Origin of the sequence: Pedobacter sp. KBS0701 (genome assembly GCF_005938645.2) — a bacterium.
Lineage (GTDB): Bacteria > Bacteroidota > Bacteroidia > Sphingobacteriales > Sphingobacteriaceae > Pedobacter.
Genome location: NZ_CP042171.1, coordinates 3,940,272 through 3,961,295, shown reverse-complemented (window position 1 = coordinate 3,961,295; position 21,024 = coordinate 3,940,272). Strand labels below are relative to the sequence as shown.

The following is a 21,024-nucleotide window of genomic DNA, read 5'->3' as shown; positions in this document are numbered from 1 at the left end:
CGCTCAAAACCTTATTTTTTGTTCTTACTTTTGCATCATAATAGGTTTCACCTTAAACCTTACCCCCTTATGCCTTCAACCTTGAAACATAGCAAGCACGAAATCATTCCTTGTGAGCGATGCAACAATGCTATAGAGTGCAAGGCAAATTCATATACCAAATGCCAGTGTAGCGTGGTGCAACTCAGCATTAACGAAGTACAGTACATCTCCGAACTTTATGATGGCTGCCTCTGCGCAAAATGCCTGTTCGAACTACAACTGGAATACAGAGAAGAAATAGGTATATAATCTTTCTTCCAAATTCTATGGTCTAAGTCCCTTGGTCTGTGTCGCACCGGCTAAAACCTGTCAATTTTTTATTGATTGAAGAAATCAGGCATTCATCCAATTGGGTTTAGTTAACCTGGGTTCCTGTCTTTCCTGGAAACACATTTATCTCAGCAGCTTTTTATATAAAATAACAAAAACTGATTTTTTGGTGTATCCCAATTCGGTCAATTGTATAGGTCCAAAAAAGGACATGTTTTTTACATTAATTGTAATATATACATTTAAAATTTCTGGTACCAGTTACATAAACCTAAATGGGTAGTTTTTGGCCTTTATAAGCGTTCAGTTAAGTTGTTCTGTAAAATGTCATCTGCAGATGATATTTTGCTTTTAATCGATCCTGAGTCATTTTTTAGGGCTTAAAATCAATAAAAAATAGTTTAAAAATAAGTGTTAAAAATAGTAACAAAGCATATCATTTGATATCTATATCGTGCTTGATAAATGGTTTATCAGGCTTTAAAAAAAAGAAAAATATAGAACATTATGGAAGCGCTCATTTCTAATTACTGGTGGGTTTTAGTGGCACTGTTGTGCATCGTTTTATACAAATATATTTTACGTTTCTTATTTGGGATGGTTATCGTACCTGAAGACAGGATCGGGTTGATTACCAAAAAATTCGTGCTCTTTGGATCTGCAAAAGAATTACCGGATGGAAGGATTATCGCCATTAAAGGCGAAGCGGGTTTTCAGGGTAAAACGCTGGCGCCCGGATTGTATTTCGGAATGTGGTTCTGGCAGTATAGTGTAACCATGGAACAATTTACCATCATCCCTGAAGGGAAAATCGGGCTGATAATGGCAAAAGATGGTTCGGAAATCCCAACAGGGAATATCCTCGGGCAAAAAGTAGAATCTGATAATTTTCAGGACGCCGTGAAATTCCTCGAAAATGGCGGTCAGAGAGGCCGGCAGACCTCTTATATCACTTCGGGTTCCTATCGTATCAATACCATGTTGTTTCAGGTTTCCGTTACTGATATGATCCGTATTCAGGAAAGTATGGTAGGTATTGTGACCACTTTAGATGGGCTGCCAATTGAGGCCAATCAGATCGCGGGTAAACTGGTAGAAGGACATAACAATTTTCAGGATTTTGATGCCTTTATTAAAATGGGCGGGAACCGTGGTTTGCAACCGCAGGTAATTCTGGCTGGTTCTTACAATTTAAACCCCTGGGCTATCCAGTTAGAAGAAATACCAATGACCGAAATTGCCATCGGTTATGTAGGTGTGGTGATTTCGTTTATTGGTAAAGAGGGTGATGATTTAACGGGTGTCGATTTCAAACATGGTAATATTGTTGCAAAAGGATCGAAAGGGGTTTGGTTAGAGCCGCTTGGTCCTGGTAAGTATCCGATTAACAAATACATTATGAAGGTAGAGCTGGTGCCGACAACCAACCTGGTGCTCAACTGGGCATCGGCACGTAGTGAGGCGCACAACCTGGATAAAAATCTGTCGACTATTACCGTACGTTCAAGAGATGGTTTCCCGTTTAATTTGGATGTTGCGCAGATTATCCATGTACCCACAACTGAGGCACCAAAAGTAATTGCCCGTTTTGGGAATATGGTGAATTTGGTTTCGCAGGTTTTAGAGCCTACTATTGGTAACTATTTCCGTAACTCAGCCCAGGGAAGCGACGTAATTGCTTTCCTGAGCACTCGTAAAGAACGTCAGGAATCGGCTAAAGAACATATCCGAAAAGTGCTTGATGAATATAATGTAAATGCGGTTGATACGCTGATTGGTGATATTGTTCCGCCAGAATCGTTAATGAAAACTTTAACCGACCGTAAAATTGCAGAAGAGCAAAAGGTGACTTACGAAACCCAAAAACAGGCACAGGAAACCCGTCAGGGGATGGAGAAAGAAACGGCCATCGCAGATATGCAGAAAGATATTGTGAAAGCTCAACAAAGTGTAGAGATTGCGGAACGTACCGCAAGTGCAACCGTGAAAAAATCGGAAGGTGATGCCGCTGGTGTAAAACTTGCTGTAGGAGCAGAGGCTGAGGCCACTAAAATGAGAGCGCATGCTGAGGCAGAAGCCACCAAAGCTAGAGCCCAAGCAGATTCAGAGGCGATTAAATTAAGGGCATCAGCAGAGGCTGAACAGATTTCGTTAACTGGTAGTGCAGAAGCAGGTAAAATCTTAGCCGTAGGTAAATCAACTGCCGAAGCTTACGAACTTGCTGTGAAAGCTTTGGGCGGTGAAAACTTTACCCGTTACAAAATTACTGAAGAGTTATCGAAAGGTAATGTGAAACTGATTCCTGATGTACTGATTGGCGGTAATGGTGGTAATCATGGAGGATCAGCGATGGATGGTCTGTTGGGCTTGAAACTGATGGAATTAATGGATCCTCAGGCACGTAAAGAAGTGGTAGCCGTTGCAGAAATTGTAGAAACAAAACCAAAACCTAAAAAGGATAATATTAATCCTTAAACTGTTTAAGTAATAGTAAGGGACTGGTGAAAACGGAGGTGTTGAAAATATAGACATACCTGTTTTATACACAGTAAGCGGATGAACAGATTTTAAAATGTTCATCCGCTTTCTTTTTTAAAGGGCTTTTTCGATATCCTCTTAAGTTAGCGCTTTTTTAGTGCTGGGTAAAGTAACAGATATAATAAACGCGAAGGTTTGAATTATTTTGATGCTTTACTATCTTTGCCGCGTGAATAAAGTTGTCCTTCTGCTACTTTTACCGGTACTCATTTTTAACACTTCCGTTCGTGAAGTTATAAAAGCGCCTCAACTTGTTCTTCACTTTTTGCAGCACCATCAGCTAAACGCCGAAATCAGTTTCATCGATTTTCTCGAAATGCATTATCTGGGCCAGGATTTAGATGACAATGATGATGAAGAAGATATGAAACTTCCCTTCAAAAAGATTGATGGTCACCATATTATTTCAGTAGGCGTTCCATCTGAAAAATTTATGTTACTGAAAGCAGTATGCTTAAATGTGTACACCAGAAAAACTTTCGATTACACAAATTGTTACAGCAATCCTGATTTCGGAAGCTTATTTCGCCCACCTATTTCAATAGCGTAAAATTTCTTTTTCAAATCTTTTCAGAACCATTTCTAATGGATTCTGAATATGTCTGTTATTTTAATTTAAGCTATTATGTTAAATAAAATTATTGGTTTTTCCATTCGGAATAAACTAATCATTGCTTTGTTCGTATGCTCACTTATTGGTTGGGGTGCTTACGAGGTTACAAAATTACCGATAGATGCACTTCCTGATATTACCGACAATCAGGTGCAGGTAATTACCGTTTCTCCATCTTTGGGTGCACCGGATATTGAGCGCCTAATTACGTTTCCCATTGAGCAAGCCTGTAGCAGTATCTCAGGGCTTAAGCAAATCCGGAGTTTTTCACGTTTCGGACTTTCCCTGGTTACCATTGTTTTTAATGAGGAAACCGATGTTTACTGGGCAAGGCAACAAATTGCCGAACGCTTACAGCAGGTACAGCAAGAAATTCCACAGGGTATTGGTTCTCCTGCAATGGCTCCTGTTTCCACTGGTCTGGGTGAAATATATCAATATGTAGTCCGGCCAAAAAAAGGCTATGAAGGAAAATTTAACGAACAGGAATTGCGTACCATTCAGGACTGGATTGTGAGAAGACAGCTTTTAGGCACTCCCGGAGTAGCCGAGGTATCAAGTTTTGGCGGCAGGTTAAAGCAATATGAAGTTGCTGTGAGGCAAGACCAGCTTAAAGCCTACGGAATTACCATTGCTGAAATATTCGATGCCCTCGAAAAAAACAATGAAAATACAGGTGGCGCATATATTGAAAAAGGACCAACTGTTTTATATATCCGAAGTGAGGGGTTAACAACCAATTTAGCCGATATCGAAAAGATTGTAGTGAAAACGCTTGATAACGGAATGCCTGTTTTAATGGGGCAGGTTGCCAGGGTTCAGTATGGTTCAGCAATACGTTATGGCGCCATGACCTACAATACGCAAGGCGAGGTGGCCGGTGCAGTTGTGATGATGCTAAAGGGTGAAAATTCTTCCGTTGTAGTAAAGCGTGTAAAAGATAAAATTGCAAAAATTCAAACAATGGTTCCTGATGGCGTTGTTATAGAACCCTTTCTCGATAGAACGAAAATGGTTGATAACGCTATCAGTACTGTAGAAACCAACTTACTGGAAGGTGCACTGATCGTAATTTTTGTACTTGTGTTTTTCTTAGGGAACCTTCGCGCAGGTTTAATTGTATCTTCAGTAATTCCACTATCAATGCTTTTCGCTATAATATTGATGAATAAGTTTGGGGTTGGTGGAAATCTGATGTCACTTGGGGCTATTGATTTCGGTTTAATTGTAGATGGTTCTGTAATTGTTGTAGAAGCAATTCTTCACCGCTTCTCGCATAGCAAGCACTTTAGGGCTATCGGTAAAATAGATCAAAACCAGATGGACAATGAAGTGGAAAAATCAACTGGATCGATGATTAAATCGGCGGTGTTTAGTCAGATTATTATTCTTATTGTTTATCTGCCAATTCTATCACTGGAAGGTATTGAAGGTAAGATGTTTAAGCCAATGGCCTGGACAATTGCTTTTGCCATTCTTGGAGCATTTCTCTTATCCATCACTTATGTTCCAATGATGTCGGCTTTATGCCTGAATAAAACCATCAGCCACAAGAAAAACTTAACCGATAAATTGATGGCATGGATAGAAAGAAAGTACCAGCCAACGCTGAGTAAAGTACTCCTTTTTCCTAAAACCATCTTAGCAGTTACGCTTTCATTATTCGCCATATCCATTTTTATTATGGGCACACTCGGCGGCGAATTTATTCCACAATTGGAGGAAGGGGATTTTGCAGTAGAAACCCGTTTACTTACGGGAAGTAACCTGAATAATACCATCGAAACTACTCAGAAAGCATCGAAAATTCTATTGGATAAGTTCCCTGAAGTACAAAAAATAGTAACCAAAATAGGTAGTGCTGAAGTGCCTACAGATCCCATGCCTTTTGAAGCAGGGGATATGATGGTGATTTTAAAACCTAAAAAGGAATGGACTTCTGCAGGATCATTTCCAGAGTTGAGTGCTAAAATGACCAAAGCAGTTGAAGTAATTCCCGGCATTACGGTAGGTTTTCAATTTCCGGTGCAAATGCGGTTTAACGAGCTGATGACCGGTGCAAGGCAAGATGTTGTTTGTAAAATATTTGGAGAAGATTTGGATTCGCTGGCTGGTTATGCAAAACGTTTAGGAGCTATAATTGGTACAGTTAAAGGTGCAATTAATGTTTACGAGGAACAAGTAACCGGAATGCCTCAGGTTGTAATCAAATACAACCGCGATGGAATGGCCAAATATGGCATAAATGTAGGCGATGTAAACCGGGTGGTTAATACCGCATTCGCAGGTCAGATAGCAGGTCAGGTTTATGAAGGAGAAAAACGTTTTGATATGGTAGTGCGCCTTGATGAAGCGGCAAGAAAAAATATTAACGATGTGGAAAATCTGATGGTTTTAACCAAGTCAGGCAACCAGGTACCTTTAAGTATGGTTGCAAATATCGAAGAAGTGGAGGGGGTTAACCAGATTCAAAGGGAAGATACTAAATGCAGGATAATAGTTGGTTTTAATGTTAAGGATAGAGATGTGCAGTCGATTGTAGAGGAATTGCAGCAAAAGGCAGGTGCAAAACTTAACTTATCTAAGGGTTATACCATTTCTTATGGCGGCTCTTTTGAAAACATGACGGCAGCAAAATCACGTTTGGCGATTGTAGTGCCAATTGCATTACTTCTAATTTTCTTACTCCTGTATTTTGCTTTCAGTTCTGTTAAACAAGGGCTTTTAATTTATACAGCCATTCCGCTTTCTGCAACAGGTGGCATATTTGCCTTATGGATCAGGGATCTGCCTTTTAGTATTTCTGCTGGTGTTGGTTTTATTGCCCTTTTTGGTGTGGCAGTATTAAACGGAATTTTACTTGTTTCAGAATTTAATCGGTTAAAAAAAGAGGGTTGGACGGATGTAAAACGAATTGTAATCCATGCAACAAAATCAAAACTTCGTGCTGTTTTAATGACAGCATTAGTTCCGTCGCTAGGTTTTATCCCAATGGCAATAAGTACTGGTGCAGGTGGGGCAGTTCAAAAGCCGCTTGCCACGGTAGTTATTGGTGGCTTATTAATTTCCACATTATTAACATTATTTGTTTTACCCATGTTATATATTTTATTTGAAAAAGGCTTCTCGTACTTCAAGCCAAAAAATAACTTAGCTGTCATTGCGATCATGGTACTTTTTGGAACTTTAAATGCCAGTGCTCAAAAGCCAATCGGTTTGAAAGCCGCATTGGATACTGCGGTTAAAAACAATATATCACTGCAGATTGCGAAAACCAACGTTCAATATTACCAGCAAATTACCAAAAGCAGTTTTGATGCACCAAAAACAGCAATCAGTTTCGACTATGGTAAATTCAACAGTCTGGAGAATGATAATAAATTTTCTGTAGTACAGACACTCGATTTCCCAACGGTATATGCAAGGCAATCTGCCACTCATAAAACAAGCCTGCGCATCAGTGAGATTGAAGTAGATGCCCGTCAACTAGATTTGAAAACCGAAGTAAAATCAGCATACTATAATCTGTTATTGATAAGAGAAAAACAGAAATTGTTACTTTGGGCCGATAGCGTTTATAGTGCATTTCTGGACAAATCGACACAGCGTTTTAAATCAGGTGATGTTGATCTACTTGAACTTCGTACCGCTGAAAATCAAAAGCAGCAAATTAGCAATCAGCTTGAACTACTGAGAACAGATGATATATTAATGCAAAACAGGTTTAAGTTCTTGTTAAATAGCAATGAGAACCTGCAGCCAAAGGCTGATAGCTTGCTTTACGCCTCTGAGCTTTTATTTAGTCAGGAACAAACTAACCATCCTTTGTTAAAATTGGGAGAAGAGCAATTGGTGTTGGCCAGACAACAAAAAGCACTCGAAAAAAGTAAATTGATGCCCTCTCTAAGTTTTGGCTACAATAACTCGAGTATTATTGGTTGGCAAACCAACAGTATTGGGACAGAGCAGTATTTTGATAGAAACAAAAGGTTCTCTTCGGTTAGTATTGGTGTTGGAATTCCAATTTTTTTCAGTGCACAAAATTCCCGTGTTAAAGCCAATAGTATCTTAATACAACAGCGTGAAAAAGAATTAGCGTTAACTAAAAAAACTCTAGATCATAACTTAACAAACGCCGTTGAACGTTATAACCGGCTTGAAAAACTTATTGGCTCTTACCAGAAAACCGCTTTAAGAAATGCTGGTGATATCATTAAAACAGCCTCTGATAAGCTTAACGCAGGAGAGATTGCATATCTGGATTGGGTGCTTCTGGTTAACCAATCTATACTACTCAAAGTAGAATATTATGATAAAGTGCAGCAATTTAACGAAGCTGCTTTTGAAATTGAACGTGTTACAGCCACAGATAAATAAGATAAAATGAAAATTCAAATATTAGCCGGATTAGTTTGCATGTCACTTTTGCTGGCTTGCAATGGTGCAGATGAAAAAGAAACTGTTCGGGCAGAGAAGCCCGCAACAACAAATACAGACGAGGTGCAGCTTACAGATGCACAAGCAAAAAATGCTGGAATTTTAATCGGTAAAATAGAGCAAAAGACTATGCATAGCATCATTAATGTAAATGGAGTGGTGGATGTGCCACCAGAAAACACCTATTCTGTCAGTGTGCCTATGGGAGGATATATTAAGAAAATGATTATTATGCCTGGAATGCTCGTTAAAAAAGGAGCCGTGTTAGCACTCGTTGAGGATCAACAATATATTCAACTCCAGCAAGATTATCTAACTTCTGGAAACAGATTGAAGTTTTTAGCAGCAGATTACACAAGGCAAAAAGGATTAAATCAAACAAAAGCAACAAGTGATAAAATCTTTCAGCAAATAGAGAGCGATTATAATAACCAAAAAGTTTTGGTAAAAGCGCTTGCGCAAAAACTGAGGTTAATCGGTGTTAATCCTGAAAATTTAAATGAAAATTCAATAACCCGTAATATCAAAATTTACGCTCCGATTAGTGGCTATGTTACAAAGGTTAATGTAAATACAGGTAAATTTGTTAATGCAACCGATATTTTATTTGAATTAATCAGCCCTGGAGAATTGCATGCAAACCTTACAGTATTTGAAAGGGATGCTGCCAGTTTAAAGACAGGACAGGAGGTGATCTGTAACACTACGGCAAATCCTGAAAAGAAATACATAGCGAAGATACATTTGATTACTCCTAATATTGAAGACGACCGAACCACTAGTGTTCACTGCGATATCCAAAATTCAGATAATAAGTTATTGCCTGGTACATTTCTAAACGCGGCAATTTCTATCGGAAAAGCAAAAGTTAATGTTTTATCAGAAGATGCTATTGTTAAATGGGAAAATAAATATTACATTTTTGAGGAAGTTGGCAATAAGTTATACAAAATGGTTCCCATAGAAATTGGGACAGCATTGAACGGATTTATAGAAATTAAAACCAATAAAAAGCTGGGGAATGTTGTAACAAAAAATGCTTATGCAATTTTAATGAAAATGAAAAACGGAGGAGAAGAAGGTTAATAATTTGGTGTAGTAATCAAATATTTAAATATGTTGCAAAGTGTTTCAGGATATAAAGGGAACACTTTGCAGCATTTTGTTGATTTTTGTAAGCTTTAATTTAAAACAAGCCCCTCACTTTAACCACAGGTAATGGAAGCTTATTAAAAATAACATTTACAATTTTATGCCGTTCTACTTTTAAACAAAATAGTAACTTTGCACCTAATTTTGAATGAATGAAATTTGAATGACTCAATGATGTGAAATTCACTCGTTTTATCATTCGCTCATCCAATAATTTTAAGAAATGAAGAAAGTAAAAGTTGGCTTAGTGCAAATGAGTTGTACTAAAGATAAGCAGGAAAATTTAGATAAAGCGATTGCTAAAGTAAAGGAAGCGGCTGCAAAAGGTGCGCAAATTGTGTGCTTGCAGGAGCTTTTTACTTCTTTATATTTCTGCGATGTTGAAGATTACGACAATTTTGACCTGGCTGAAGCTATTCCTGGTCCTTCTACGGATGCTTTGCAGGTGGTAGCCAAAGAATTGGGTGTGGTAATTATCGCTTCTTTGTTTGAAAAACGTGCTGAAGGTTTGTATCATAACACCACTGCTGTTTTAGATGCTGATGGCTCATATCTAGGTAAATACCGCAAAATGCATATTCCTGATGATCCTGCATTTTACGAAAAGTTCTACTTTACCCCAGGCGATTTAGGCTATAAGGTTTTCGAAACTAAGTTTGCTAAAATCGGTATCCTGATCTGTTGGGATCAATGGTATCCTGAAGCTTCTCGTATTACGGCCTTAATGGGTGCTGATATCATGTTCTATCCGACTGCCATTGGCTGGGCTACCGATCAGGATGAAGAAACCAATCAAGATCAATATAATGCTTGGCAGACCATTCAACGCTCACATGCAGTAGCAAACGGTGTGCCTGTGGTAAGCGTAAACCGTGTAGGCTTTGAACAAGATGGTGCCATGAAATTCTGGGGCGGAAGTTTCGCTACAAATGCACAGGGCAAATTGCTTTACTTAGGCTCGCACGATTTAGAGGAAACCGAAGTAGTTGAACTGGATTTATCAGAATCTGATTTCTTCCGTAAACATTGGCCTTTTTTAAGAGATAGAAGAATCGATTCTTATCAGCCGATTACAAAGAGGTATATTGATGGGGATTAAAAAAGTCGGGAGACCGAAGACGGAAGCCAAAGAGCATGCATGCCAAGATGGCTAGTTTGAAATCCATAAGCAAGTCTGGAAACGTAGATTATAAGTTTGGATTGCATTGTAAGAAATTGTAATTTGTTAGTATATTTCTAATAAATTATAACTTCAGACTTCAGACCTCCGACTTTCGGACTTAATTATGGCATTCAAATTTGAAAAACTCAAGGTTTGGCAAAAGGCTTTAGATTTAGCTGATGAAATCGATAAGATGATGAAAACTTTTCCAAAGGATGAAGTTTATGTTTTAACATCGCAAGTTAAGCGTGCTGCAGATTCTATTTCAATGAACATTGCTGAAGGGAGTACAGGTCAAAGTAACCCTGAATTTGGTAGATTTTTAAGATATTCTTTACGGTCTGATATCGAAGTCGTGAACTGTTTACACTTAGCAATAAGAAGAGGTTATATTACAGAGGAAATATTTCAGAAACATTATCAGTCTTGCGAAGAAATTTTGATCATGATTTCTGCTTTAATCAAATCGCTGAATTGAGTCGGAGGGCAGAAGACCGAAGTCCGGCGATACTGGCGATTTATGAATACACTAAATCATCTGGCCTCGGACGGCCACATTTCGAACTTTAAAAAACTAAAAGACAAAATCATCCGACCTCGGACATCCGACTTCGGACTTTATTAACACACTAAATCATCCGACTTCGGACACCCGACTTTCGGACTTTAAAAACTATGTCAAACTTTCCTCCTAAAAAAGATTTAAATATCAATCAATTCGATTATTCACCTAAACAACAAGGTTTTTCTTTCCCTGCCGAATGGGCAAAACATGAAGCAACCTGGTTAAGCTGGCCACATAAAGAGGCTTCGTGGCCAGATAAAATCGAAACCATTTATGAACCTTACTGTCAGTTTATTAAAGCTGTTGCTGAAGGCGAGAAAGTGCGTATCAATGTGAAAGACGAAGAAATGAAAGCTTTTGCTATTTCTGAATTAACAAAAGTAGAGGCCGATTTAAGTCAGGTTGAATTTTATTTCAATGAAACCAACGATGCCTGGTGCCGCGATCACGGTCCTGCATTTTTGCTAAAAGGAAATGAAAAGGCTGTTGTAGATTGGGGTTACAATGCCTGGGGTGGAAAATATCCTCCATTTGACCTGGATGATGTAATTCCGACAAAGATTGCCAAACATTTCAATCTCCCTTTATTTACGCCAGATATTGTAATGGAAGGTGGTTCGGTAGAGTTTAACGGCGCAGGTACGGTTTTAACCACCACAGCTTGTTTGTTGAATGAAAACCGCAATCCGCATTTAACAAAAGAGCAGATCGAAAAGTATTTGCTTGAATATTATGGTCAGGATCAGGTTTTATGGTTAGGCGATGGAATTGTAGGTGATGATACCGATGGACACATTGATGATATTACGCGTTTTGTGAACGAGGATACGGTTTTAACTGTTGTAGAAAGCAATCCGCTTGATGAAAATTATATCTTGCTACAAGAGAATCTGGAGACCTTAAAAGCGATGAAGCTGAAAGATGGCAGACCATTGAACATTGTTGAATTACCTATGCCATCACCGGTAATTCATGAAGATACCCGTTTACCTGCATCTTATGCGAACTTTTACATTGCTACTGCAGCGGTAATTGTGCCAATTTTTGATGATGTAAATGACCAGAAAGCTTTAGATATTATCCAGGGCTGTTTCCCTGATCGCAAAGTGATTGGAATCAACTCAGTCGATATTATTTGGGGATTGGGAAGTTTTCATTGTTTAAGTCAGCAGGAACCGGCGGTATAATTTATTGATATGAAACTGAGCAGAATAATTTTATTCGGTAATGATATTAGTGCCCTAAAGGTCTTTTATCAGTCCATTTTTAATTTTTCTTTAATAGAAGAAATTGAAAACGAGTGGCTGGTTTTCAACGCAGGAGTCATCGAAATTGCGTTTCATCGGATTGGGGAATCATTCCGAAATGAGGATTCTTTTCGTGCTGAAAGTAATGTGAAACTAGTTTTTAGTATTGAAGAAGATATTGAAGAGGTTCGAAAACGACTTATAGAAAGAGGTGCAAAAATGAAAGATATTAAATCTTTTGAAGGCATTGATTTTCTTTTTTGCGACGGGGAAGACATAGAGGGAAACATTTTTCAGCTTAGCCAGAAAAAAGCATAATCTTTTATTGCTTTAATTATAACTTTACAACATTAAAATATTTCAACTTTACAACATTTCATAATGAAATTATTAGAAGGAAAAACAGCCTTAGTTACAGGCGCATCTAAAGGAATTGGCCGTAAAATAGCGGAGAAATTTGCCGAGCAGGGCGCTAATGTAGCTTTTACCTATTTATCATCAGTAGAAAAAGGTGAGGCTTTAGAGCAGGAATTACAAAGCTTCGGAACAAAGGTTAAAGGTTACCGTTCTGATGCATCTAAATTTGCTGAAGCTGAACAATTGATCAATGATATCGTTGCTGAGTTTGGTACGATTGATATCGTAGTGAATAACGCTGGTATTACTAAAGATGGCTTATTGATGCGCATGAGCGAAAAAAACTGGGATGATGTGATTAATATCAACTTAAAATCAATCTTCAACATAACCAAGGCAGCTTCTAAAATAATGATGAAAGCCCGTAAAGGTGTTTTTATCAATATGGGTTCTATTGTGGGTACCACAGGTAACGCTGGTCAGGCAAATTATGCTGCTTCTAAAGCAGGAATCATCGGTTTTACCAAATCAATCGCCAAAGAATTAGGTTCGAGAAATATCCGTGCCAATGTTGTTGCACCAGGTTTTATCCGTACCGAAATGACGGATATTCTTGATCCGAAAGTAGTTGAAGGTTGGGAAAAAGATATTCCATTAAAACGTGCCGGCGAAACGGAAGATATTGCCAATGTTTGCGTGTTTTTAGCCTCTGATATGAGTGCTTACGTAACCGGACAAACATTGTCTGTTTGCGGCGGGATGCTTTAGAGAGGTTGAAGGCGTGAAGGTTTAAAGTGGAGGGTTTTCTTTCCAGTTTTATATAAATATAAAGAAGTCAAGTCTTAATGGCCATTGTGCTATGGAAACTTGACTTCTTTTGTTACTTTACTAGGTATCGTCCTTTAACCTCACTAACGTCCGGCTGGGTTTTATTCTTTTCAAAAGCTAAATATCCTGTTTGTAAAGATTTCCAGAAATTTGCCTGCGCAGGGAATTGAGCGACATATTTTTTCATGTTCCCATCGGTCATTTTGAAAGGATAGATGTTAACCGGAATCTTTTCCTGGCCCGCATTTCTGGCTTCAACCCCCAAAACATATACTTCTTTTATTTTTTCGTCTGTTAAAGGAATACAGCCTACCGTTACACAATTGCCATGGATGTAAATATCACTTCCGGGTTTTCTATCTTTTCCGGTTCTTGCATAATCAACTGTATTTGGATAGTTTACACCCAGTGATAGGTAGAAATTACTCATCGGGTTAAAAACATTGATGTAATAAAAACCTTCCGGCGTTTGACCGTCTCCTACAAATACTTTCGGACCAATGGTGCCAGAATGTGCACAAAAATCGTAAGTTCTGAATAAAGAATAGGTTTTAGCTGAATTATTCTTTAACCACACCTCAAGTTTGCCTTCCGTTTTATAAGCATTAATCACCATCGAGAATTTATCTCCATAACCACCAGCCTGAACAAATTTTTTCAGGGTTTCCCATTTTTCGCTGTACGCTTTTTCTACTCTTTCAAATTTGATTTGAGTGGCTTTAAAATTATTTTGGGCATTCACCATAAAGCTTAGAGATAGCAGAAATGTTAAATAGATTATTTTCATAAGGATTGATTTGGTTAAAACTAACGAATTTATCTTTTTTAACCGCAAAGGCCGCTGAGATTTCCTTATTACGATGGCGCAAAGGTCGCTAAGCTTAAAAAATGAAGGGTGCACATTATCTTTGCGATACTTTGCGTAAATTCTTTGCGCACTTTGCGGTTATAGCCTTGAAAATTTCCCTAAAATTACCATCTTTATGAATTATGAATGGTTTTTTTTCAGGTGCTTCTATTTTGTCTTTTCTGGGTTGCCTGGCTTGGGGCGTGCTGTATGCCTGGTTGCTTTATCGTGGTAACAAAAATCTGGATAAAAAACTTCAATATGGCTTAACAACATTGCGGATTGTAGTGGTTACCACCGTTGCATGGTTAATATTTGCTCCACTCATTAAAACCTTAAATTATACCTTAGATAAGCCTGTAATCATTATCGGACAGGATAATTCCCAATCTGTTGGTCAGGTTAAAGCAGCAGGTTTCGACCAAAAATTATACGAACAGAATCTTAAAGCTTTACAAGATAAACTATCAGACAAATACGAGGTGAAAACGCTTCACTTTGGTGATCAGGTTGCCGATGGTTTCGATTTTAAAAATCAGGGTAAATTAACCGATGCCTCCGCTTTTTTTCAAAAAGTTAGAGATGAATATACCAACAGAAATGTTGGTGCTGTAATTTTAGCCACTGATGGTATTTTTAACCATGGTGGAAATCCGCTTTACAGCATCGATCAGATCAATGCGCCGGTTTATACTATTGCCTTGGGAGATAGTGTCCCGAAGCGGGATGTACTAATTTCAAATGTGAATTACAATAACATCGCGTACCTGGATGACGATTTTACGATCGAAGTGCAGGTGCAGGCTTTTCAAAGCGATGGCGAAAATAGCTTTTTAACTGTTAGCCAGAATGGAGCAAAGCTTGAGCAGCAAAATATATCTATCAATAGCAATTCTTTTGTTAAAACGGTTCCTGTTAAGATTCATGCCGGTAAAATTGGTGTGCAGAAATATACTGTTCAATTGGGTGTTTTAAAAAATGAAATCACTAGCCGAAATAACGTTCAGACTTTTTATGTAGAGGTGATTGATGGCAGACAGAAAGTATTACTGGCTGCTGTTGCGCCACACCCCGATTTAGGGGTATTAAAAGAGGTTATATCGCTTAATAAACATTACGAAGCTAAACTTGCGCTGGCTGATGATTTAAACGCAACTGATCCATCCAAATTTGATTTAATTGTTTTGTATCAGTTGCCCGATGTTCAAAATATTTCATCAGTATTTTTAAAGAAGTTGGCCGGTTTGAAGAAGCCGGTCTGGTACATTTTGGGTGCTCAGAGCAATATTAATACTTTTAACCAGATCCAGAATCAGGTAAATCTGAGTTCAGCAAACGGTTCCATTCAGGAGGTATATGCTGATTTTGCCAATGGTTTTACCAGTTTTAATCTTACTGAAGAAGATAAAAAACAGTTTTCGGCTTTTGACCCTTTGCTTAGTCCGTTTGGAAGGTTAACCGTAAATACAGGCGCAATACCTGTTTTTAACCAGCGTATTGGCAAAGTAAGCACACAGCAGCCGTTACTGTTCTTCGCGAATGAGAATGGCTCAAAGGCCGGTTATTTGATGGGAGAGGGGCTTTGGAGATGGAAACTTTTAGAGGCTGAAAATGAAAGTAATCAATCGGTTTTAAACGACCTGATTTCAAAAACGGTTCAGTACTTATCTGTAAAAGATGATAAAAGAAGATTTAAGGTTTTTACCTCTAAATCGGCTTACGATGAAAATGAATCGATCCAGTTTAATGCTACACTTTATAATGATAGTTATCAACCTGTAAATGAGCCGGAAGTTAAACTTTTGGTAAAAAATGAGGCAGGCAAATTATTTAATTATATTTTTTCTAAAACGGAAAATGGCTATCAGTTAGATGCCGGAACCATGCCCGCTGGCAATTATTCTTACTTAGCAAATGCGGAACTGGGAGGAAAGAAATTCACAGCCTCGGGTAGTTTCTATGTAAACGCATTGATTGCAGAATACCAACAGACAACTGCCAACCACCAGCTTTTAAATACGATCTCTAAACAAAGCAATGGCAAGCTGTTTATGCCCGAAAATCTGCTTAAAATAGCGGATGAGATTGCCAAAAACGAAAATATTAAAACCATCAGCTATGAAGACCGGAAGTACGATGAACTCATCAATATAAAATGGTTATTTGGCTTAATGCTGATCTTATTGGGCACGGAGTGGTTTTTAAGGAAAAGGAACGGGGAATTGTAAATTTATAGTTAGATGTTACCATCTGACTGATAGATTGTTTTTTTCAAATAATTGATGATATTCAATTAATTCGAAACGTGTCAGGTGGTAACATCTGACACCACGAATAAACTCTCAATTCCAAACTGAAAACTCCCAACTGAATTAGTGCCATTCATCCCTATACACGAACTTCGGCATGTGCCATTCGAAACGGATGGAAAGTAATCGCAATGCTAATCCGATAACAGCAGCCGAAATGGTAGCTAACATTTCACTTCCATGAAAATGTTCTACACCGATATAAACAGCACCAGTTACAATCGCTGCACTCGCATAAATCTCTTTTCTAAAAAGGAATGGTACTTCATTGCAGAGTACGTCACGTAGTACACCGCCTGCACAACCAGTAATCATCCCGCTAAAGAGTACAATTAAATAAGGCAAATGGATTTGCTGCGCTACCTGACAACCAATGATCGTAAAGACCACTAAACCCAAAGCATCGAGGTAAAGAAAAAGCTTTTTGAGTTTAGTCATGATAGAGGCGATAAATGCCGCCAATAAAGCCGCTACCGCCGTAATCACTAAATATTCCGGATGTTCCACCCAGCTCATTGGGTAATGACCAAATAATACATTTCTAACCGTGCCGCCGCCCAGAGCTGTAACCCAGGCAATAATGCAAACACCTACCCAATCCATATCACGTCTGCCTGCAGAAAGTGCTGCCGTCATGGCTTCAGCTGTTATGGCGATAATGTAAAGAATGTGGAGCATTAGATAGGTTAACTGTTTAAATTGCTCAATCGGTTAATTGTTAAATGGTTAAACTGCAAATGGTCAATCAAAATTCTTTTGCTTTGGATCCAGAAACAAGTTCAGGAGAGCTAGACTAAGGGAAGAGAACTTAAACGCCAAACGCCCAGCGCTAATCCTTCTTCTCTTCCTGGATAATCACGAAAACATCTTCATTATCTTTTTTCATGAAATATTTTTCACGTGCAAATTTTTCAGCCGTATTCAGGTTGGTATTCAGTTCGTTAAGGTCTTTTTTTACCTGGGCGGTTTCTTTCTCGAAATATTCTTTTTCTTCCTGCAATTTATTGGCCTGACTGCGGTATTCGTACTGCGACATCATATCGTTTTTGTCGAAAAATAGCATCCACATCGCAAAAGCGACAGTAGCAAGGAAATATTTATTGCGGAAAAGATCTATTAAACGTTTCATAGTTGGAGATATGAGTATTGAGATATGTGATTTGAGATCATGCACATAACTCAGAACAAATATAGTATTAAAATAAAAACATCCGAAGATTTAAAATCTCCGGATGTTTCGCAAATAAGTTTTTCAACTTGTTAACACCTCTCTGCCTTACGGCATCTCTCCTTTAGGAGAGAAAAAGAAGTCCCCTTCAGGGGATTTAGGGGTTATTTCTTAGCATATTTGAATTTTGAACCTATGAAACGTGCGTTTTCACCTAATTCTTCTTCAATACGTAATAATTGATTGTATTTTGCAATCCTGTCAGAACGTGATGCAGAACCGGTTTTAATCTGTCCGCAGTTTAATGCAACAGCTAAATCAGCTATGGTCACATCTTCAGTTTCGCCAGAACGGTGACTCATTACCGAAGTATAACCACTGTTTTGTGCTAAAGTTACTGCATTGATGGTTTCAGTTAAAGAACCGATCTGATTTACTTTTACCAGGATGGAGTTAGCAGTAGCCTCGTCAATTCCACGTTGTAAACGCGTAACGTTGGTTACAAATAAATCATCACCAACTAATTGAACATGGTCGCCGATTTTATCGGTTAAGCTTTTCCAGCCAGTCCAGTCGTTTTCGTCCATACCATCTTCGATAGAGATAATTGGATATTTTGCAGAAAGATCAGCCAGATACTGTGCCTGCTCTTCACTAGAACGAATTACACCAGTAGCACCTTCAAATTTAGTATAGTCGTATTTACCATCTTTGTAGAACTCAGACGAAGCACAATCTAAAGCTAAACAGATTTGAGAACCAGGTTTGTAACCGGCAGTTTCGATTGCTTTTAATACCGTTTCTATTGCATCTTCAGTACCATCAAAAGTTGGTGCAAAACCACCTTCATCACCTACTGCAGTAGATAAACCTCTATCATGAAGAATTTTTTTCAAGCTATGGAAAACTTCAGTTCCCCAACGTAAAGCCTCAGAGAATGATGGAGCGCCAACCGGCATAATCATAAATTCCTGGAAAGCGATAGGCGCATCAGAGTGAGAACCTCCGTTAATGATGTTCATCATCGGAATTGGTAAAGTGTTTGCATTAACACCACCAATGTAACGGTATAATGGTTGACCAATTTCGTCAGCAGCAGCTTTAGCAGCAGCCAAAGAAACACCTAAAATAGCATTAGCACCTAAGTTACCTTTGTTTTCGGTACCATCAAGGTCTAACATAATTTTATCAATTGTATTTTGCTCAAAAACATCAATACCTCTTAATGCATCAGCAATTTTAGTATTTACATTTTCTACAGCTTTTAAAACACCTTTACCTAAATATGTAGATTTATCACCATCACGTAATTCAACAGCCTCATATTGTCCAGTAGATGCGCCGCTTGGTACAGCTGCACGGCCAAAAGCGCCTGCCTCTGTTACTACTTCTACTTCTACTGTTGGATTGCCTCTCGAATCGAGAATCTGTCTGGCATGGACATTAACGATTATGCTCATTTTTATTTAATTTTTTGTTGATTTTTTAACCTGCTTAGTGTACAAAGTACAATTACTAAGTGCAACACCAAAGTTAGTATAATTTTTAAATAAATAAAGCGTTTTAAGGGTTAATGTTACGATTGTGGTTTGAGTTAATCGATGGTTAATTTTAAGTTAATATTGGTTGAAACTCATGTTTAAGTTGGCATCTTAAGGTGCGTAAGAGCATTTATGTTAATTTGAAAAGCAGTTGGGGGAGTACTTCGGTTGGGGGTTGGTCCCGCTTTCATTACAAGTCCTCGCTGCGCTGTGGGCTTTCCATTACAATCGGGTTTAATTACTTAGGTTCGGTAATTTATAGGGAATTATTTCTAAAGATGCCGTCATCTCGACTGGGACGCAGTGGAATGGAGAGATCTATCTAGGCAGATTTTGCTTCGCAAAGCCTTCGGGTTCTCGGCTGCGTTGCACTCCGCTCGAAATGACGGCATCGAGGGGTTAGTTTCATCTATCGGTCGGTGTCTCACCGACCGAAATAGAATCTTTTTATTTTTTAGCTTCAGCCAGAAGTTCAGAATTGAGGCGTATATATTCATCTACCTTTTGAGCTGTTGCAGCGTCGATGCCTTGTTGTGCAGTAATTGCTGCAGCTGCTTTATCCCCCATTTTAAGTTGGATACGGCCTTTCCATAGTTTAAACCAAGGTGCTTTTGGGTCTGATTTTTCTGCTTCCGTCACCCATGCTAAAGCTTGTTTTAAATCTTTTCCATGTTGAAAATAATATTGTGCAGCGGCAAAATATGGTTTCTTTTCACCTTTCATCGCCTCAGCAATATTGGCCATTACTTTTTCATCAATAGAAGTTGTGATATTTATGCCATAAGCACTGTTCTCCCACATCATATTTAAAGTTGCCGAAGTTTCGCTAACAGCGGAGAATTGCATGGTTAAAGTTTCTACTTTATCCTTTAAAGCTATAGTTTTAACTTTTACACGAAGCACATCATCACTTTCCTTATATTCATAAGCTCCCCATTGATCGGCAATTTTGTTAAAAATAATGGTCCATTCGTTTTTACCCGGAATACTGAACAGGCCATATTCGCCAGCCGGTAAATCTTTGCCTTCAATTTTAACGGCCTCGGTAAATTTAATGCGTGTTGCAGCATTTGCTCCGTTGCGCCAAACTTTGCCCATGGGTTCCATTCCGCCAAAAATTTTTCGGCCTTTAACATTGGGGCGGGAGTAGCTTAACGTTATTTTGCCTAATCCAAAATCCTGAATGATGGTTTGGCCACTACTGGCTTGTGGAAATTTTACTTCCTGGGCACCTGCAAAATCTGCTGCACCCAAAAGTGCTACAAACAGCACGATTGATTTGATCGATAACTTCATTGCTTTGTTGTTTTTGGTTTGTGCGAATTTACGCAATAAGCTTTGGGTTTAACAAAAGTTTTAATGCAGCATTTAGATCAATTGATTTTTCCTGAAACCAAAAATCAGTTCGTCAAAATATGCTCCATTTTTAAAAATAGTACCCTTTAATTTCGCTTCGAAGATAAAACCTGATTTTTGTAAAACCCTTTGTGACGCCAGGTTGGTATGTGTTGTCCTTGCGAAAATTCTATCAATATCAAAGGTAGCGAAACCATATTGAAGCATTTCTTTTATGGCAAGCGGAATAATTCCTCTTCCCCAAAAGTCTTCAGCAATCCAATAACCCATTTCTGCACTTTTACTATAAATATCTGCGAGTTGATGCACACCTATCGATCCGATTACTTCGTCGTTTAACACAATGGCCTTGATCTGTAAAGGATCGTGACTTAAAGCCAGTTGAATAAAAGCCTTCCCATCTTTTTTTTCATAAGGAAATGGGAATTTATTGGTTAGGTATTTAGATATGTTGAAATTATTGGCGTGTTTAACCAGATTTTCGACGTCACTTGGTTGGTAAGGGCGTAAAATTAATTGCATTAGTTTAAAATTTTGTCGAGATGAGATAAGGCTGTAACTTTTTAATAAACATGAAGTCAGAAATGAAATA

At 38.4% G+C, this 21,024-nt stretch carries 17 protein-coding genes; 11 read left to right on the top strand and 6 right to left on the bottom strand.

Features of this window, described 5'->3' with window-relative positions; translation table 11 throughout:
• Positions 1-69 precede the first annotated feature (69 nt).
• From FFJ24_RS15955 to fabG, 10 genes are all read left to right on the top strand, one after another.
• Complete coding sequence (locus FFJ24_RS15955) at positions 70-291, top strand: cysteine-rich CWC family protein (protein ID WP_138818153.1); 222 nt, start codon at positions 70-72, stop codon at positions 289-291.
• Positions 292-819: 528 nt separating this feature from the next.
• Entirely contained in the window at positions 820-2,787 is a 1,968-nt protein-coding gene (locus FFJ24_RS15950; protein WP_138818152.1) for an SPFH domain-containing protein, read from the top strand.
• Between the two features lie 232 nt (positions 2,788-3,019).
• A complete protein-coding gene (locus FFJ24_RS15945) occupies positions 3,020-3,400 on the top strand; it encodes a hypothetical protein (protein ID WP_138818151.1) in 381 nt (126 codons plus the stop codon).
• Positions 3,401-3,475: 75 nt separating this feature from the next.
• On the top strand, positions 3,476-7,840 hold the full coding sequence (locus FFJ24_RS15940; protein ID WP_138818150.1) for a CusA/CzcA family heavy metal efflux RND transporter: 4,365 nt from the start codon (positions 3,476-3,478) through the stop codon (positions 7,838-7,840).
• A 6-nt stretch (positions 7,841-7,846) separates the two neighbouring features.
• Complete coding sequence (locus FFJ24_RS15935) at positions 7,847-8,986, top strand: efflux RND transporter periplasmic adaptor subunit (protein WP_138818149.1); 1,140 nt, start codon at positions 7,847-7,849, stop codon at positions 8,984-8,986.
• Between the two features lie 289 nt (positions 8,987-9,275).
• On the top strand, positions 9,276-10,151 hold the full coding sequence (locus FFJ24_RS15930) for a carbon-nitrogen hydrolase (RefSeq protein WP_138818148.1): 876 nt from the start codon (positions 9,276-9,278) through the stop codon (positions 10,149-10,151).
• Between the two features lie 187 nt (positions 10,152-10,338).
• A complete protein-coding gene (locus tag FFJ24_RS15925) occupies positions 10,339-10,692 on the top strand; it encodes a four helix bundle protein (RefSeq protein ID WP_138818147.1) in 354 nt (117 codons plus the stop codon).
• A gap of 197 nt (positions 10,693-10,889) precedes the next feature.
• A complete protein-coding gene (locus FFJ24_RS15920) occupies positions 10,890-11,966 on the top strand; it encodes an agmatine/peptidylarginine deiminase (RefSeq protein WP_138818146.1) in 1,077 nt (358 codons plus the stop codon).
• Positions 11,967-11,975: 9 nt separating this feature from the next.
• Positions 11,976-12,344, top strand: coding sequence for a VOC family protein (locus FFJ24_RS15915; RefSeq protein ID WP_138818145.1), 369 nt, complete (start codon positions 11,976-11,978; stop codon positions 12,342-12,344).
• A 63-nt stretch (positions 12,345-12,407) separates the two neighbouring features.
• Positions 12,408-13,151 carry a 3-oxoacyl-[acyl-carrier-protein] reductase gene (gene fabG / locus FFJ24_RS15910; protein WP_138818144.1) on the top strand — a complete coding sequence of 248 codons (744 nt, stop codon included), beginning with the start codon at positions 12,408-12,410 and terminating at the stop codon, positions 13,149-13,151.
• Between the two features lie 112 nt (positions 13,152-13,263).
• On the opposite strand, the gene FFJ24_RS15905 is transcribed toward fabG, so the two are convergent.
• Positions 13,264-13,998 (bottom strand): murein L,D-transpeptidase family protein, encoded by a 735-nt coding sequence (locus FFJ24_RS15905; RefSeq protein WP_138818143.1) that lies wholly within the window; start codon positions 13,996-13,998, stop codon positions 13,264-13,266.
• A gap of 203 nt (positions 13,999-14,201) precedes the next feature.
• Between FFJ24_RS15905 and FFJ24_RS15900 the strand changes: the two genes are divergently transcribed.
• Positions 14,202-16,286 (top strand): hypothetical protein, encoded by a 2,085-nt coding sequence (locus FFJ24_RS15900; RefSeq protein ID WP_138818142.1) that lies wholly within the window; start codon positions 14,202-14,204, stop codon positions 16,284-16,286.
• A gap of 144 nt (positions 16,287-16,430) precedes the next feature.
• Here FFJ24_RS15900 and FFJ24_RS15895 read toward each other — a convergent pair whose 3' ends face one another.
• From FFJ24_RS15895 to FFJ24_RS15875, 5 genes are all read right to left on the bottom strand, one after another.
• Positions 16,431-17,045, bottom strand: coding sequence for a trimeric intracellular cation channel family protein (locus FFJ24_RS15895; protein ID WP_138818141.1), 615 nt, complete (start codon positions 17,043-17,045; stop codon positions 16,431-16,433).
• A 151-nt stretch (positions 17,046-17,196) separates the two neighbouring features.
• Positions 17,197-17,496, bottom strand: coding sequence for a septum formation initiator family protein (locus FFJ24_RS15890; protein ID WP_025145767.1), 300 nt, complete (start codon positions 17,494-17,496; stop codon positions 17,197-17,199).
• 203 nt (positions 17,497-17,699) lie between these two features.
• A complete protein-coding gene (gene eno, locus FFJ24_RS15885) occupies positions 17,700-18,995 on the bottom strand; it encodes a phosphopyruvate hydratase (RefSeq protein ID WP_025145766.1) in 1,296 nt (431 codons plus the stop codon).
• 528 nt (positions 18,996-19,523) lie between these two features.
• Entirely contained in the window at positions 19,524-20,408 is an 885-nt protein-coding gene (locus FFJ24_RS15880; RefSeq protein ID WP_246862628.1) for a DUF2911 domain-containing protein, read from the bottom strand.
• Between the two features lie 36 nt (positions 20,409-20,444).
• Positions 20,445-20,954 carry a GNAT family N-acetyltransferase gene (locus FFJ24_RS15875; protein WP_138818140.1) on the bottom strand — a complete coding sequence of 170 codons (510 nt, stop codon included), beginning with the start codon at positions 20,952-20,954 and terminating at the stop codon, positions 20,445-20,447.
• Positions 20,955-21,024: the final 70 nt, after the last annotated feature.

Coding starts and splice junctions, on each gene's coding strand:
- FFJ24_RS15900 (WP_138818142.1), top strand. CDS start 14,202: ATGAATGGTTTTTTTTCAGGTGCTTCTATTTTGTCTTTTCTGGGTTGC.
- fabG (WP_138818144.1), top strand. CDS start 12,408: ATGAAATTATTAGAAGGAAAAACAGCCTTAGTTACAGGCGCATCTAAA.
- FFJ24_RS15875 (WP_138818140.1), bottom strand. CDS start 20,954: ATGCAATTAATTTTACGCCCTTACCAACCAAGTGACGTCGAAAATCTG.
- FFJ24_RS15905 (WP_138818143.1), bottom strand. CDS start 13,998: ATGAAAATAATCTATTTAACATTTCTGCTATCTCTAAGCTTTATGGTG.
- FFJ24_RS15915 (WP_138818145.1), top strand. CDS start 11,976: ATGAAACTGAGCAGAATAATTTTATTCGGTAATGATATTAGTGCCCTA.
- FFJ24_RS15920 (WP_138818146.1), top strand. CDS start 10,890: ATGTCAAACTTTCCTCCTAAAAAAGATTTAAATATCAATCAATTCGAT.
- FFJ24_RS15935 (WP_138818149.1), top strand. CDS start 7,847: ATGAAAATTCAAATATTAGCCGGATTAGTTTGCATGTCACTTTTGCTG.
- FFJ24_RS15950 (WP_138818152.1), top strand. CDS start 820: ATGGAAGCGCTCATTTCTAATTACTGGTGGGTTTTAGTGGCACTGTTG.
- FFJ24_RS15930 (WP_138818148.1), top strand. CDS start 9,276: ATGAAGAAAGTAAAAGTTGGCTTAGTGCAAATGAGTTGTACTAAAGAT.
- FFJ24_RS15890 (WP_025145767.1), bottom strand. CDS start 17,496: ATGAAACGTTTAATAGATCTTTTCCGCAATAAATATTTCCTTGCTACT.
- FFJ24_RS15925 (WP_138818147.1), top strand. CDS start 10,339: ATGGCATTCAAATTTGAAAAACTCAAGGTTTGGCAAAAGGCTTTAGAT.
- FFJ24_RS15955 (WP_138818153.1), top strand. CDS start 70: ATGCCTTCAACCTTGAAACATAGCAAGCACGAAATCATTCCTTGTGAG.
- FFJ24_RS15940 (WP_138818150.1), top strand. CDS start 3,476: ATGTTAAATAAAATTATTGGTTTTTCCATTCGGAATAAACTAATCATT.
- eno (WP_025145766.1), bottom strand. CDS start 18,995: ATGAGCATAATCGTTAATGTCCATGCCAGACAGATTCTCGATTCGAGA.
- FFJ24_RS15895 (WP_138818141.1), bottom strand. CDS start 17,045: ATGCTCCACATTCTTTACATTATCGCCATAACAGCTGAAGCCATGACG.